At 62.8% G+C, this 15,191-nt stretch carries 9 protein-coding genes and 4 pseudogenes; 4 read left to right on the top strand and 9 right to left on the bottom strand.

The features are described 5' to 3' along the window. The first annotated feature begins 53 nt into the window (after positions 1–53). The 4 genes from ACFQAU_RS08720 (at position 54) to msrA (ending at position 2,684) form a co-directional block, all read left to right on the top strand. Positions 54–341 carry an HU family DNA-binding protein gene (locus ACFQAU_RS08720; protein ID WP_007118569.1) on the top strand — a complete coding sequence of 96 codons (288 nt, stop codon included), beginning with the start codon at positions 54–56 and terminating at the stop codon, positions 339–341. Positions 342–779: 438 nt separating this feature from the next. Further along, positions 780–1,649, top strand: coding sequence for a DMT family transporter (locus ACFQAU_RS08715; protein ID WP_120349910.1), 870 nt, complete (start codon positions 780–782; stop codon positions 1,647–1,649). Between the two features lie 79 nt (positions 1,650–1,728). Next, complete coding sequence (gene msrB, locus ACFQAU_RS08710) at positions 1,729–2,178, top strand: peptide-methionine (R)-S-oxide reductase MsrB (protein WP_067624619.1); 450 nt, start codon at positions 1,729–1,731, stop codon at positions 2,176–2,178. Continuing rightward, positions 2,175–2,684, top strand: a complete 510-nt coding sequence (gene msrA / locus ACFQAU_RS08705) for a peptide-methionine (S)-S-oxide reductase MsrA (protein WP_067942613.1) — start codon at positions 2,175–2,177, stop codon at positions 2,682–2,684. Before msrB ends, msrA begins: the two co-directional genes overlap by 4 nt. Positions 2,685–2,713: 29 nt before the next feature. Here the strand turns inward: msrA and ACFQAU_RS08700 are convergent. The 9 genes and pseudogenes from ACFQAU_RS08700 to ACFQAU_RS08660 all read right to left on the bottom strand — a co-directional run bounded on the left by ACFQAU_RS08700 (position 2,714) and on the right by ACFQAU_RS08660 (position 15,073). Then, positions 2,714–4,719, bottom strand: a pseudogene (locus ACFQAU_RS08700) (hydantoinase/oxoprolinase N-terminal domain-containing protein). 11 nt (positions 4,720–4,730) lie between these two features. Beyond that, positions 4,731–5,741: a tRNA epoxyqueuosine(34) reductase QueG gene (queG, locus tag ACFQAU_RS08695; protein WP_386281715.1), complete on the bottom strand. Its 1,011-nt coding sequence runs from the start codon at positions 5,739–5,741 to the stop codon at positions 4,731–4,733. Positions 5,742–5,793: 52 nt separating this feature from the next. Continuing rightward, positions 5,794–6,462, bottom strand: coding sequence for an FtsZ-binding protein FzlA (gene fzlA, locus ACFQAU_RS08690; RefSeq protein WP_067624607.1), 669 nt, complete (start codon positions 6,460–6,462; stop codon positions 5,794–5,796). Between the two features lie 58 nt (positions 6,463–6,520). Then, complete coding sequence (mtgA, locus tag ACFQAU_RS08685; RefSeq protein ID WP_386281711.1) at positions 6,521–7,189, bottom strand: monofunctional biosynthetic peptidoglycan transglycosylase; 669 nt, start codon at positions 7,187–7,189, stop codon at positions 6,521–6,523. Between the two features lie 62 nt (positions 7,190–7,251). Further along, positions 7,252–7,959 (bottom strand): SGNH/GDSL hydrolase family protein, encoded by a 708-nt coding sequence (locus tag ACFQAU_RS08680; protein ID WP_386281708.1) that lies wholly within the window; start codon positions 7,957–7,959, stop codon positions 7,252–7,254. Between the two features lie 249 nt (positions 7,960–8,208). Then, positions 8,209–12,739: pseudogene (gene gltB, locus ACFQAU_RS08675) on the bottom strand (glutamate synthase large subunit). After that, the gene (locus ACFQAU_RS08670) at positions 12,736–13,170 is read right to left on the bottom strand and encodes a GFA family protein (protein WP_067942620.1); all 435 of its coding nucleotides are present in this window, start codon (positions 13,168–13,170) and stop codon (positions 12,736–12,738) included. Before ACFQAU_RS08670 ends, gltB begins: the two are co-directional and overlap by 4 nt. After that, positions 13,167–13,577 (bottom strand): annotated as a pseudogene (locus tag ACFQAU_RS08665) (GFA family protein); the annotation flags it as partial. The pseudogene ACFQAU_RS08665 and the gene ACFQAU_RS08670, both read right to left, overlap by 4 nt. A 63-nt stretch (positions 13,578–13,640) precedes the next feature. Further along, positions 13,641–15,073: pseudogene (locus ACFQAU_RS08660) on the bottom strand (NAD(P)-dependent oxidoreductase). Positions 15,074–15,191 lie beyond the last annotated feature (118 nt).

Raw genomic sequence — 15,191 nt, 5'->3', positions numbered from 1 at the left:
CGTTACATTCCGGCCATGAGGCCCTAAAAAGCGGGCAGTCTAAGGAGAATAAAATGGCAAAACCGATGACCAAGACCCAGCTCGTTGCTGCTCTGGCAGAAGAGATGGACACCGACAAGAAATCCGCAGGCGCAGCGCTCGACGCCGTTTGCAACCTGATCACCCGTGAAGTGTCCGCCGGCGGTGCCGTAACCCTGCCGGGCGTTGGCAAAATCTATTGCCGTGAGCGCCCCGAGCGGATGGTCCGCAACCCCGCCACTGGCGAGCAGTTCAAGAAAGACGCCGACAAAGTGGTCAAAATGACCATCGCGAAGGCGCTGAAGGACAGCGTGAACGAGTAAGCCTTGGGCTGAATGTTTGCGAAAGGGTCGCCCTCGGGCGGCCCTTTTTCGTTTGGGGGAGGAAGGCGCGCGCCAGTACACAGATTAGCGATCTCGCGTTTTCCCGTTTGAGGTTTGCGTTTCGCAGGGCCATCGCCTGCCCGCGGGTCGGCGATCCAACAGACGCTCCATGCACTTTATGGTTCAGCCATAATGTGCGCTTTCAATGTCGTGTCCAGCCTCGCCAAATCGCCTACCCGGTCGCACCAGCGGTGCGCCCGAACTACCACGGCACGCCTCTGGCGTGGCGGGCGGGCAGGCGATGGCCCGGCGCCTGCGGCTTGATTCCGGGCAGTGTCGAATTCCTAAAGCTTGGGTATTCTTCAACTCACCAAACCCACCTTGCCCTCCCCCTTCAAACCCGCCATTGCTTAGCAAGTTCAGCACAGGGGGCATTTCATGGACATCCGCGCAATTCTCATGGGACTGGCCTTTGCCGTGATGTGGTCCTCGGCCTTCACCTCTGCCCGTATCATCGTGATGGATGCCTCGCCCCTGCTGGCTCTCTCTCTACGCTACCTGATCTCTGGCCTGATCGGCGTCGGCATCGCGCTGGCCCTGGGGCAAAGCTGGCGGCTCACCCCCGCGCAGTGGCGGGCGACGATCATCTTTGGCGTGCTACAAAACGCGGTTTACCTTGGGCTTAACTTCATCGCCATGCAGACCATCGAGGCGTCCCTCGCCGCGATCATCGCCTCCACCATGCCGCTTCTTGTGGGCTTCGCCGCATGGGCGTTTTTGGGTGAGAAGCTGCGCCCTTTGGGCATTGCGGGACTGTTTGCCGGTGTCATTGGCGTCGCCATCATCATGGGCGCGCGCCTCGGCGGGCAAGTCGACCTCTATGGTCTCATCCTTTGCGCCATCGGCGTGGTGGCCCTCACCGCAGCCACCCTGTTGGTGCGCGGCGCGACCTCGGGCGGCAACTTCCTCATGGTCGTCGGCTTGCAAATGCTTGTCGGCTGCGTGGCCCTCTCCATCGCCACCCTGCTGTTTGAGACACCCCGCATCGACCCCAGCCTGCGCCTGACGCTCGCCTTCGCCTATACCTGCCTTGTCCCCGGCCTTGCCGCCACCGTGGTATGGTTCTGGCTCGTGAACCGCATCGGCGCCACGCGGGCGGCGACCTTCCACTTTCTCAACCCGTTCTTCGGCGTGGCCATCGCGGCCCTGCTGCTGGGCGAAACGCTGGGTCCGCGCGACATCCTTGGTGTCGCCATCATCGCAGGCGGCATCCTTGCCGTGCAGGTCTCGCGGCAACGCAAGGCGTAACGCCAGTGTGAGCCGCAAACCCTTTGAATTTCACCGCCACACACCATCTAATAGGCCAAGCCCATGAATGGAGGACCCCATGCCCCAATACGAGAAAACCAACGCCGCGATTGATGCGCTGAGCCCCGAAGAATTCCACGTCACGCAGCGCAGCGGCACCGAACGCCCCGGCACCGGCAAATACCTGAACAACAAAGAGCCGGGCATCTACGTCGACATCGTTTCGGGCGAGCCTTTGTTCGCCAGCGGTGACAAATACGAAAGCGGCTGTGGCTGGCCCAGCTTTACCAAACCGATCGTGCCTGCCTATGTCGAAGAGTTGGAAGACGCCTCGCTCGGCATGGTCCGCACCGAGGTGCGCAGCAAACACGGCGACAGCCACCTTGGCCACGTCTTTCCCGACGGCCCACCGGATCGCGGCGGGCTGCGCTATTGCATCAACTCCGCCTCTTTGCGCTTCGTCCACCGTGACGACATGGAGGCCGAAGGCTATGGCGAGTATCTCAACCAAGTGGAGAATGTGACATGACAACCGAACGCGCAGTATTGGCCGGTGGCTGTTTCTGGGGGATGCAAGATCTGATCCGCCGCCGCCCCGGTGTGGTCTCGACCCGCGTCGGCTATACCGGCGGCGATGTGCCCAATGCGACCTATCGCAACCACGGCACCCATGCTGAGGGGATCGAGATCAACTTCGACCCCGAGAAGACCTCCTACCGTGAGCTGCTGGAGTTCTTCTTTCAGATCCACGACCCCACCACGATGAACCGTCAGGGCAATGACCGCGGGATGAGCTACCGTTCCGCGATCTACTATGTCGACGATGAACAAAAAGCGGTCGCCGAAGATACCATCGCCGATGTCGAAGCCTCTGGCCTGTGGCCGGGCAAAGTCGTGACCGAGATCGAACCCGTTGGCGATTTCTGGGAAGCAGAGCCAGAGCATCAGGACTATCTGGAACGTCTGCCCAATGGCTACACCTGCCATTTCCCGCGCGCCGATTGGGTGCTGCCCAAACGCGCAGCGGCTGAGTAACGATGCTGCCCCCGGCACCGCGCCGGGGGTCAGCCCGCCGCCACGCGCGGCCGCCCCGAGGCTTCGACGGTAAGCGCGGCCTCGACAAACACCTCCCGCCCCTCAATCTCGGCCATACGAATATCGCGCGTCACATGACACTCGATTTGTGCGGCCCCGGCTGACTGGGCCCGCGCGCGGGCGGTTTCGGTCAAAGCAGTCTCTGCTTCGGCCAGAGCGCGTTCGGCATTCGGGAAATCCTGTGGGCCATCGGCCAGATGAACGCGAAACACCCCTTCGTGCGGGACGGTGACAGTGCCGCTTTCACGCATGGTCACCCGCCCCACCACCGCACCGATGGCATTGGCGACATGGGCGTGGTCGGGCAGGATCATCTCGCTCCCCAGCCTCTCTCCTACCGCCGGGTAATAGGTCGCCGCTGAAGCGCCCAAGCCCACGACAGGCAAGTTCAGACCCGCATCAATCCGCAGCACGCCGCGATGCCCCGACAGGCCACGCTGCATCAAAACATGCCGTGCCAAGATCTCGGGCGGCAGGTCAAAGGCGGGGATTCTTCGGCAAACGCAGTCTCTAACAGGGCCAAAGCGGTCTGATCGGTCAGCTGGTCGATGATGATTTTGGCAAGGCTCTCGGGCTCGGGGCAGAACCGCAGGCCCGAGCCGCCGCGCTTGCGTCCGAACAACGCCAACGCCTTATGCGCAGCCGCGCTGTCCCATGCGACAAGATGCCCGGCGACATGGCTCGCATCACTGGGCGTAACCCCCGCCACCTGCACCAGTCCGCGCGCCACCAACCGGTTCAAAGCGCCCTGTTCGACCCGGTTCCGCAGCACGTCGCCCAAGGGCCAGACATCGGTGCCGATCCGCTCCAGCAGTGCCAAGTCGCGCGGGGCCAGACCTTCGACCTCCTGACCCGACACGGCCCGCACAAAACGGCCATCATGCTCTCCCACCACACTCCGCCGCAGTTGGGCGTCCAAGGCTCTATGCACCACCTCGCCCGCCTCCACCGCGAGGAGAGAGACCGGCAGCAGCCGCTTCGGCCCTAGGGTCACGCCCGCGGTCAGACCTTGGGACGTGAAATGCACTTCGCTGTCACCGCCCAAGCCATGGGTCCGCATCGCCACCGCCTCTACCATGGTTCGATAGGGGCCAACCTGCGCACCCGCCGGATCAATCGCCGGGCGACCGTCGCGCAACAGCGCTACATCGGTCGTCGTCCCGCCGATATCCGACACCAGCGCCGTCTCTGCCCCGGTCAACCAGCGCGCGCCCACGAGCGACGCAGCAGGGCCGCTGAGAATCGTCTCGATCGGGCGCTCGCGGGCCTGCGCGCTCGACATCAAGGCACCGTCGCCGCGCACCACCATCATCGGGCCGCTGATGCCCAAGCTGCGCAACTGATCCTCGGCCCGGCCAATCAGCCGATCGATCATGCCAATCAGCCGCGCGTTCAGCAAAGCCGTCAGCGCCCGCTTCGGCCCGTTCAGCTTGGCTGAAAGACTATGAGACGCCGACACCGGACGCCCCGTGACCTCTGCCACCAGTTCCGCGACCCGCTGCTCATGTGCCGGATTGCGCGTGGCGAATTGGCTGGCCACGGCAAAGCCGCTTACATCGGCCCTATGCGTCTCTAAAAAGGCGATTAGGGCTGGCTCGTCCAGCGGCGCAACCTCGGCCCCCGCATGGTCGTGCCCACCAGCCAGCAGCAGGCAAGGGTCACCCCGCAGCGCCTCTGACAGCCCATGCGCCTCAAGATCAGGAGCGCGGAATCCGACATAGATCAGCGCCACGCGCCCGCCCTGCCCTTCGACCAGCGCGTTGGTCGCCAGCGTGGTGGAGAGCGAAGCCATGGCGATCTGATCCGCCGCCACGCCGGACTGCGCCAGCACTGCGCTGACCGCATTGCCCACGCCAACAGCCAGATCGGCGCGGGTCGTCAGCGCCTTGGCCGAAGCGATCACCTCTGACTCATCGCGGATCAGCACCGCATCGGTATAGGTGCCGCCCGTGTCCACGCCCAATAAAACCGCCATGGGCGTGCCTCCTATGCCAACAGCTCTGCCGCCCAACGCGCGGCATCGGCCACGGTGGGGTCAGCATCTTCGGTCAGAGATTGCGCCACCGGGCGCAGCCGCGCCAGCCCGGAATTGCCGATGGCATAGAGCACGTTGCGCACAAAGCGATCCCGCCCGATGCGTTTGATCGGAGAGCCGGAATAGCGCGCGCGGAACGCGGTATCATCCAGCGCCGCCAACTCTGCCAAATCCGCCGGCTGCACAGCGGGGCCGTGATAGCGCATATCACTGGCCGCCACGGCGAATTTGTTCCACGGGCAAGCGGCAAGGCAATCGTCGCAGCCATAGATCCGGTTGCCCATCTTCTCACGTAGGTCCAGATCGACCGGCCCTTTGTGTTCGATCGTCAGATAGGAAATGCAGCGCCGCGCGTCGAGTTGATAGGGCGCGGGGAAGGCATCTGTCGGGCAAGCATCTAGGCAGGCGCGGCATGACCCGCAGTGATCCACCTCTCGCGCATCAGGGGCCAGATCAAGCGTGGTAAAAACAGACCCTAAAAAGGCCCAATTGCCGAACTGCCGGCTCAGCAGGTTGGTATGCTTGCCCTGCCAGCCCAACCCCGCCGCCTGCGCCAGCGCCTTTTCCGGCACCGGGGCGGTATCGACGAAAACCTTCACCTCAGGGTCAGCCGCGCGGGCCTCCTCCATCAGCCAACGCGCCAGCCGTTTCAGCCGTTTCTTGACGATATCGTGGTAGTCACGCCCCTGCGCATAGACCGAGATCGCCCCCTTGTCGGGATGCTCCAACACCGCGCGGGGGTCATGGTCGGGGGTGTAGCTTTCGGCCAGCATGATGACCGACCGCGCCTCGGGCCAGAGTGCTGCGGGATTGCCGCGCCAATGCATCCGCTCTTCCATCCAGCCCATCTGCCCGTGAAACCCCGCCTCGACAAAGCGGGCGAGCCTTTCGGGCATTTCGGGCACGTCTTCGGGGCGGCAAATACGGCAGGCGACAAAGCCTTCCTCAAGCGCCCGAGCCACCACCCGCGCCTTGAGGGCCTCCGGCCCGGGGTCGGCGCGGGGGCGGCGGGCATCAGAAGTCGAGGTTGTTGTAATGCACCGGCGGCGGAAAGCCCGGCAACTGGTCGGCGAGGATCGACCGAAAGGCGGGACGCGATTTGATCTTGGCGTACCAGTCCTTAACCACGTCAGAGCGGTTCCAATCCACGTCCGAGATATAGTCGAGCGACGACAGATGCGCGGCGGCGGCGAAATCGGCCAGCGTCATCACGTCACCCGCCAGCCAGCGGCGGTGATCCAGCAGCCAAGCCATATAGTCGAGGTGATATTTGATCGCCTTGGCCCCGGCCTTCACGTTCTTGCTGTCCGGGTAGCCCTGTTTGGTGACCTTCTTGTTGACCCGCTCGTACAGCAGTTTCGAGGTCACCTCGTCGTGGAATTTGTCGTCGAACCAGCTGACCAGACGGCGCACTTCCAAGCGCTGCACCGGGTCGCTGGGCAGCAATGACGCCTCTGGGCGGGTCTCTTCGATATACTCACAGATCGCGGCGCTTTCCGCCATCATGATCCCGTCAAGCCGCAGCACAGGCACCTTGCCCGCCGGATTGCGGCGCAGGAAATCGGGGTCTTGCTCCCAATAGCGCTCCTCGACCAGTTCCACCTCGATCTTCTTCTCCCCAAGGCTAAGCCGCACCTTGCGACAGAAGGGGGACAAGGGAACGTGAAACAAGCGAGCCGTCATATAAAGTCCGTGTGGTTAAAGGGATTGCACTCTTCCATGCCTGCTGGCGGGAGGATTTTCAACTCTCGAAACAAGCGGCACGACCGTCCGCGCGGATGGTCGCCGCCCCGTCCATGATCTGGGCCGTGCGCTTGCGGGTAAAGTCACCGGGCCGGGAGGCGGAACGCTCTTTCGGGTCGGGCAGGATCGCGGCAAGCCGGGCGGCCTGCGTCGGGCTCAGGTCTGCTGCCGCGACGCCAAAGTAATGCGGGGCCGCAGCACCAACGCCAAAGACACCTTCGTCGAACTCGGCCACATTCAAATAGACCTCGATGATCCGGCGCTTGGGCCAAAGGGTTTCGACCAGCGGGGTCATCCCGGCCTCAAGTGCTTTGCGCAGCCACGAGCGCCCATGCCAAAGATAGACGTTCTTGACCGTCTGCTGGCTGATCGTGGACGCCCCGCGGGCAGAGCCATTTTCAATCGCGGTGCGGATCGCCTGCATGTCAAAGCCCCAGTGGTTGCAGAAATTCGCATCCTCTGCCGCGACAGCCGCGCGGGCCATCACGGGGGCGATCTGCTCAAGCGGCACCCAGTCGCGCTGCACCCCACCCAGACGGCGCGATTCCGAAAGCATGTAGACCCCAGTGGGCGGGTTGACGAAGCGGAACAGCAACACCAGCAGCACAGCCAAGACAAAGGCCAGCGCCAAGGCACGCACCACCCAGCGGCCCGCGCGTTTCTTCAACGGGGGCTTGCCTTGCTCGATTTCTTGCCCTTGGGGGCGGTCTTTTTCCGTGTCGCCATGGATCAGCTATAGGCCGTCTGCGGGTTTTTGTGAACGGTTCTCGCGCGCGGTGATTTCTTGGGCGAGGTAGGCACCGATCCAGGCAGAGCCACGGGCGGAGGGATGCACGTTGTCCCCGGCGAATAGACCGCGGTCCCCCGGTCGATCACGTCTTCGGAATCAACGAAATGGATCCCCGGGCGGCCTGCGGCAAAAGTGGCGATGCGGGATTCGATTTCGACCAGATCATCGCGGCATCCGGCAAAGGAGCCTGTGCCGGAGCCTGCGTAATAGCCCATCCACATGACCTGTGCCCCGGTCTGGGCACGGAGGCGTTGCAAGAAGGCGGGGATGCTGCCGCTTTGACCGTCCGGTGCGATCAGCGCATTCACCGAGGCCCCGCAGGCCCCGCAGCCGCAATCGGCGCTCAAATCGTTGGCACCGCCATTCACCACCACCCAGTTCCAGCGCCCGCCGGGGAACTGCTGCTGGATATCAAAGCCAACGGCAGAGGCGATGGTCGAGCCATTGTCGAACTGCGCGCCGGGCACGGCACGGCTGGTGACGCTGCGGCCCGTTTGGTTGGCAATGACATCGGGGATGGAGCGGCCTCCATTCCACGCCATGATGGAATCGCCCAGCACGAGGATATCGCCCCCGCCACGCGGTGCGGTGTCGGTGCAGGCGCTGAGGCCTGTGACTATCAGCAATACCGCTAGAATTTCTCGCATGATCTGCCTCCCGTGGAGAGGCAGAGGTAGCGCAGACACTTTTGAATACCACCCCAGCCCGGAATCAAGCCGCAGGCGCCGGGCCATCGCCTGCCCGTCCCGGCGGGCTGGCGATTTGGTGAGGCTGGGCGAACCTTCGCGAACACACATCATCGCTGCGCCATAAAGTGGCCCGAAGCGGCGTTTCAATCGCCACCCCACGGGCAGGCGATGTCCCTCCCGCGCGGCCGAAGCCGCGCGGGGGATAACTTACTCCGCTGGAACTGCTGTCTCTTCCACCGACAGCGGCGCGGGCAGATGCACCAGCATCTCCTTCGGGCAGACCTGCAGGAAGTTGTGCTTCTCAGTCTCCCAATGCTGAAGAATATCGGCGGCCTTGCGGCTGTTGGTCTCGGCGACATGACGCTCCAGCAGCCCGTGCAACTGGTCCAACCAATGCTCGACGCTGACCGGGCAGGTCACGATTGTTTCGGCATTCATCAGCTTCGGCGCCAGCCCGTCGGGGTCATAGAGATAGGCCATCCCCCGGTCATCCCGGCGGCAAAGTTCGCGCCGATCTCGCCCAAGATCACCGCCACACCGCCAGTCATATATTCACAACCGTTACTGCCGCAGCCTTCGATCACCACATGCGCGCCCGAGTTGCGCACCGCAAAACGCTCGCCCGCCCGGCCCGCGGCAAAGAGATAGCCCGCCGTCGCACCATAAAGCACCGTGTTGCCGATGATCGTATTCTCCGACGCCACCACTGGGCTCGCCATCGAAGGCCGCACCACAATCGTACCGCCCGACAGACCCTTGCCGACATAGTCGTTGGCATCGCCCGAGACTTCGAGCTTCAGCCCCGGTGCCGCGAAGGCGCCGAGCGATTGTCCGGCACTCCCGGTCAGCTTCACCGTCAAGTGGTCCGGCTGCAGGGAATTGCGCATACCGAAGCGTTTCACGATATGGCTCGAAACCCGCGTGCCGACCGTCCGGTGCGTGTTCTGCACGGCGTAGGACAGCTGCATCTTCTCACCGTCCTCAAGGAAACGCGCGGCATCCCGGACGATCTGCGCATCAAGCGTATCAAGCACCACCTGACGCGGTTTGTCGCGGTCATAGACGTTCTCATGTGCGCCATCGACGGTGATCAACAGCGGGTTGAGGTCCAGATCATCCAAATGCGCCGAACCTCGGCTGACCTGCGTCAACAGGTCCGCGCGGCCGATGACTTCATCAAGGCTGCGCGCCCCGATGCTGGCCAGAATCTCGCGCACTTCGGTGGCATAGAAGGTGATGAGGTTCACCACTTTGTCCGCATTGCCGGTGAACTTGCCACGCAGAGCTTCGTCCTGTGTGCAAACACCCACGGGGCAAGTATTCGACTGGCACTGGCGGACCATGATGCAGCCCATAGCGATCAGCGCGGCGGTGCCGATGCCATATTCCTCGGCCCCCATCATCGCAGCCATGACGATGTCGCGTCCGGTGCGCAGGCCACCATCGGTGCGCAATGTCACCCGGTCGCGCAGGTTGTTCATCGACAGAACCTGATGCGCCTCGGTGAGGCCCATCTCCCACGGCAGACCCGCATATTTGATCGAGGTCGCAGGCGAGGCCCCCGTGCCACCGTTATGGCCCGAGATCAGGATGATGTCGGCCTTGGCCTTGGCCACGCCCGCAGCAATCGTGCCGACACCGCTCGACGCCACCAGCTTGACCGTCACCTTGCAGCGCGGGTTGATCTGCTTGAGGTCATAGATCAGCTGCGCAAGGTCTTCGATCGAGTAGATATCGTGGTGCGGCGGGGGCGAGATCAGCGTCACGCCCTTGGTCGAATGCCGCAGCCGCGCGATCAGATCGGTGACCTTCATGCCGGGAAGCTGCCCACCCTCACCGGGCTTGGCACCCTGTGCGACCTTGATCTCCAACTCTTCGCATTGGTTCAGATACTCCGCCGTCACGCCAAAGCGGCCCGAGGCGACCTGTTTGATCTTGGCCGACGGATTGTCGCCGTTGCTTTCTGGCACGAAATGCGCCGGATCTTCGCCGCCCTCGCCGCTGTCAGATTTCGCGCCAATACGATTCATCGCCACGTTCAGCGTCTTATGCGCCTCTGGGGAAAGCGCGCCCAGCGACATGCCCGGCGTTACGAAACGCTTGCGGATCGAGGTGATGCTCTCCACCTCCTCCAATGGCACCGGCGTGCCCTTGGGCTTGATGTCGAGCAGGTCACGCAGATGGATCGGCGGGTTGCTCTGCATCTTTTTCGAATACTGCTGCCACATCTGATAGGACGCCTTGTTGCAGGCCATTTGCAGCATATGCATGCTGCTCGCCTCCCAAGCGTGTTTTTCACCCGTCTTGCGCTGCTTGTAGAAACCCCCAATCGGCATCACGACCCCGTCGCCCTGCCAGCCTTTGGCGTGAACTTCTTCGGCTTTGCGCTGAATGCCGACGACACCGATGCCGGAGATACGGCTGGTCATGCCGGGGAAGTACTCGGCACACATGGCGCGCGAAAGGCCCACGGCCTCGAAGTTTAGGCCGCCGCGATAAGACGAGATCACGGAAATCCCCATCTTCGCCATGATCTTGAGCAAACCTTGGTCAATCGCCTCACGGTATTTCTGCACCGCCTGCGTCAGAGTCATGTCCAAGAGCCCGCGCTCGATCCGGTCGGCCAAGGAATCTTCGGCCAGATAGGCGTTCACCACGGTCGCGCCGCAGCCCACCAGCACCGCAAAGTAATGCGGATCGACACATTCCGCCGCGCGCACGTTGAGCGAGGTGAAGGTCCGCAGACCCTTGCGCACGAGGTGACTGTGCACCGCGCTGGTCGCAAGGATCATCGGCATCGCGACCCGGTCGGCCCCGCTGTGCTGATCGGTCAGCACCAGATGGCCCGCGCCAGAGCGCACGGCGTCTTCCGCCTCGGCCCGAATCCGCGCCAGCCCGGCGCTGAGATTGCCGTTGCCCGCCTCAAAGGTGCAGTCGATGGAGACGGTATGCACCTTGAACTGCGCCATCAGTTCTTCGAATTGCGCATTGCCGACGAAGGGACTGTCGAGCACGAGGATCTCGGTCTGGGAGCTGTCTTCGTCGAGCACGTTCTTGAGGTTGCCGAAGCGCGTCTTGAGGCTCATCACCCGGAATTCGCGCAAGGAATCGATCGGCGGGTTGGTAACCTGGCTAAAGTTTTGACGGAAGAAGTGGCTCAGCGGGCGGTACTGGCCGCTCAAGACCGCCGAGGGCGTGTCATCGCCCATTGAGGCCAGCGTCTCTTTCCCGTCCTCGGCCATGGGCGCGAGGATCTGTTCCAACTCTTCGATGGTATAGCCCGCAGCCACCTGACGGCGGCGCAGTTCGGCCCCGTCAAACAGCGGCTTTTCGGTGACGCGTCCGAGGACATCATCCATCTCGGTGATCTTGCCGACCCATTCGCCGAAGGGCTGGTTCGACGCGAGCTTGTTCTTGATCTCGGTATCGTTGAAGAGTTTGCCCTCTTCCATATCGACCGCGATGATCTGCCCCGGGCCAAGCGCGCCTTTGCGCACGACCCGCGCCTCGTCCAGCGGCACCATCCCGGCCTCGGACCCGGCGATCAACATGCCGTCGGAGGTTTCCACATAGCGCATCGGGCGCAGGCCGTTCCGGTCAAGCCCGGCGCAAACCCAGCGGCCATCGGTCATCGCCAATGCGGCGGGGCCGTCCCACGGCTCCATCACGGAGTTGCAGTAGGAATACATGTCGCGCCATGCTTGAGGCAGTTCCACCGCCTGTTTCGACCACGATTCTGGCACCAGCATCGTCTTGGCCATCGGCGCGGAGCGGCCCGCGCGGACCAGCACCTCGAACACGGAATCCAGTGCGGCAGAGTCGCTGGACCCCGAGGCCACGATCGGTTTGATGTCCTCGGCCATGTCACCAAAGGTGGCAGAGGCCATACGGATCTCATGGCTCTTCATCCAGTTCATGTTGCCCTTGAGGGTGTTGATCTCACCGTTATGGGCCAACATGCGGAAGGCTGCGCCAGCCACCACTGCGGGAAGGTGTTGGTGGAGTAACGCTGGTGATAGATCGCGAAGGCGCTGATGAACTTGTCGTCTTTCAGGTCGGGATAGAATTCGGCCACCTGTTCGGCCAGCATCATGCCCTTGTAGATGATGCTGCGACAGGACATCGAGGCGATGTACATCTGCGGCACCTGCGCGGCGATGGCGGCTTTCTCGATGCGGCGGCGGATGACATAAAGCTCACGCTCAAAGGTCTCTTCGTCGACACCTTTGGCGTTGGAAATCAGGATCTGCTCAATCTCGGGCCGGGTCGCATTGGCCTTTTCGCCCAACACGGAGATGTCCACCGGCACATGCCGCCAGCCGTAGATGTAATAGCCCATGCGGAGCACTTCGGTCTCCACGATGGTCCGGCAGGTTTCTTGCGCGGCAAAGTTGGTGCGCGGCAGGAAGACTTGGCCCACGGCGATCAACTCGTTCTCGCGCGGGGTGTGGCCGGTGCGGCGGACCTGCTCATAAAAGAAGGGCACAGGGATCTGCACGTGGATGCCCGCGCCATCGCCGGTCATCCCATCTGCGTCAACCGCGCCGCGGTGCCAGATCGCCTTGAGCGCGTTGATCCCGTTCAGCACGACCTCGCGGGTCTTCTCACCGTTGATGTTGACCACAAGGCCCACGCCGCAGGAAGAATGCTCTTCCTCGAAACTATACATGCCCTTATCGGCCATCATCGCGCGTTTGGCTTCTTCGCGGGCCACCCAGGCGTCATCATATTTGGTCATGGCTTGGTTCCTTCCACAAACGCCGCAAATCCTGCTTCGACTTCGGCCTTGGTTTTGATCTCGTGGTCCCCGGCAAAGGCATAGCCGTCGGGCTTCACATCTATGTAAATCTCGGTCTTGAGCGGCAGGCCGCCCGCATTCTCCACCAATCCGGCAGAGAGTGAGTAATAGTCATGCCCCGGCAGCGTGAGGTGATACCAAAGCGTGCTGCCGCAACTGTCGCACCATGCCCGCTCAGCCCAGTCCGAAGAGGCATAGGATTTCACCGGGCCGTCATAGGTCAGGCTGCCCGGTTTCGCGTCAATCTCAAGGAACGCACTGCCGGTCCAACGGCGGCACATCTCGCAGTGGCAGGCACCAAGCGCGTCTTTCAACGGCTCAAAGCTGACCGTGACCGCCCCGCAAAGGCAATGACCGCTCAAAAGGCTCATCGCTTGTCCTCCACATGCAGGGCGCGGGCCTCGTAATCGGCTTTGCTCACCCGCTCCAGTTCTCCGGCCAGGGCAAAGTTGCTTGGGGCGCGATCGGCATAGACCACACGCGCCAGCTTTGCCCCGCCAAACCCGTCGAAGAGCCCCGGAGCCAGTTCCAGCAGCTCCGCGTTCTCGCCTTCGGTATCGGCAAACCAAACCGCCGTGCCGCAGGTCTCGCACCACGCCCGCTCGGCGAAGGAGGATGAGGCATAGGTCCGGATCGGCCCCTTGTAGGAAACCCGCGCGCGTGGCACTTCGATCCCCATTTGGACAGAGCCGCTCCACCGGGTGCAGAGGTCACAATGACAGGCCGAAATCGCAGCCAACGGCCCGGTCACATCCACCGTGACCGCGCCACACAGACAGTGGCCGTGGTGTGCTTCACCCCCATGGCGTTGTCCGCTTTGATGGCTGCACCAGCACTCATCTCATTCCGCAGCGATGCGCTGCGCCCCGTTGAAATCATCAAGGATCGCCTGCGCGCAGTCGCGGCCATCCTTGATGGCCCAGACCACAAGGCTCGCCCCGCGCACGATGTCGCCCACGGCATAGACACCATCAAGCGCCGTTGCCCCGGTGACGTAATCGGCTTTGATCGTGCCCCAGCGGTTCACCGGCAACTCCGGCTCATCCCAAAGGGTCGGCAGGTCTTCGGGCTCGAACCCAAGCGCCATGATGACGAGGTCGGCGTCTTCGACGTAATCCGCGCCTTCGATCACCTCGGGGCCTGACGGCCAGTGACATCCGGCGCGCCGAGGCGCATCTTTTGCACCATGACCCCGGTCACCGGGTCACCGACAAAGCCCTTGGGTGCGCTGAGCCATTCAAAGATCACGCCTTCTTCCTCGGCGTTTTGCACTTCGCGTTGGCTGCCCGGCATATTGGCCCGGTCCCGACGGTAGAGACATTTGACGCTCTCCGCGCCTTGGCGGATCGAGGTGCGCACGCAGTCCATCGCGGTGTCGCCACCGCCGATCACAACGACTTTCTTACCCGCGGCGTTCAGGCGACCGTTTTCGAACTCATCGACCGAGTCGCCAAAGCTTTTGCGGTTGGAGGCGGTGAGGAAGTCGATCGCCCGCTCCACGCCGAAACCACCCACGCCGGGGGCTTCGATCTCGCGCGTTTTGTAAACGCCGGTGGCAATGATCACCGCGTCATGTTTGCCCCGGATCGCGCCAAAGCTAAGGTCGACGCCCACATCGCAGTTCAATTCAAAGGTCACGCCACCTTCGGCAAGCTGCGCATTGCGGCGCTCGACCACGTCTTTCTCAAGCTTGAAGCCGGGGATGCCATAGGTCAGCAAGCCGCCCGCACGGTCGTAGCGGTCATAGATGGTGACCTGCACCCCCGCGCGGCGCAGCATGTCCGCCGCTGCCAGACCGCCGGGGCCGGCGCCGATGATGCCAACGCTTTCAGCGCGCTCTTCGCGCGGGGCGGCGGGTTTGACCCAGCCCTGCTCCCATGCGGTGTCGGTGATGTATTTCTCGATCGAGCCGATGGTGACGGTGCCATGGCCCGACTGCTCGATCACGCAGTTGCCTTCGCACAGGCGGTCCTGCGGGCAGATGCGGCCACAGATCTCGGGGAAGGTATTGGTCGCCTGACTGATCTCATAGGCCTCTTGCAGACGCCCTTCTGCAGTCAGGCGAAGCCAGTCGGGGATGTTATTGTGCAAAGGGCAATGGGTCTGGCAGTAGGGCACGCCGCATTGGCTGCACCGGCTGGACTGTTCAGCCGCTTTCGCATCCGCATATTCGGCATAAATTTCGTCGAAATCCGTCCGGCGCAAATCAGGCGGGCGTTTTTCGGGCATATCCCGCGCAATGTCTGTAAATTTTAGCATGACCTGCTTCGCCATATACCCGTTCCTTCGACAAATTCCGTCAGAAGGCTCGTATACGAGAGCCACCAAGTAAATAAAAGACAGCAGCGCTGACCTATTTACCTCTTTCCGGGCAAATGGAACGCCCGGAGGT

It is taken from the genome of Sulfitobacter profundi, assembly GCF_042661425.1.
GTDB lineage: Bacteria > Pseudomonadota > Alphaproteobacteria > Rhodobacterales > Rhodobacteraceae > Sulfitobacter > Sulfitobacter profundi.
Note: the sequence above shows the minus strand (reverse complement) of the source record. Positions and strands in the feature narration are given on the sequence as shown.

What these genes read in the sequence shown, in the direction of transcription:
- ACFQAU_RS08720 (WP_007118569.1), top strand. Translation starts at nt 54, where the DNA reads ATGGCAAAACCGATGACCAAGACCCAGCTCGTTGCTGCTCTGGCAGAA.
- ACFQAU_RS08715 (WP_120349910.1), top strand. Translation starts at nt 780, where the DNA reads ATGGACATCCGCGCAATTCTCATGGGACTGGCCTTTGCCGTGATGTGG.
- msrB (WP_067624619.1), top strand. Translation starts at nt 1,729, where the DNA reads ATGCCCCAATACGAGAAAACCAACGCCGCGATTGATGCGCTGAGCCCC.
- msrA (WP_067942613.1), top strand. Translation starts at nt 2,175, where the DNA reads ATGACAACCGAACGCGCAGTATTGGCCGGTGGCTGTTTCTGGGGGATG.
- fzlA (WP_067624607.1), bottom strand. Translation starts at nt 6,462, where the DNA reads ATGACGGCTCGCTTGTTTCACGTTCCCTTGTCCCCCTTCTGTCGCAAG.
- ACFQAU_RS08680 (WP_386281708.1), bottom strand. Translation starts at nt 7,959, where the DNA reads ATGCGAGAAATTCTAGCGGTATTGCTGATAGTCACAGGCCTCAGCGCC.
- ACFQAU_RS08670 (WP_067942620.1), bottom strand. Translation starts at nt 13,170, where the DNA reads ATGAGCCTTTTGAGCGGTCATTGCCTTTGCGGGGCGGTCACGGTCAGC.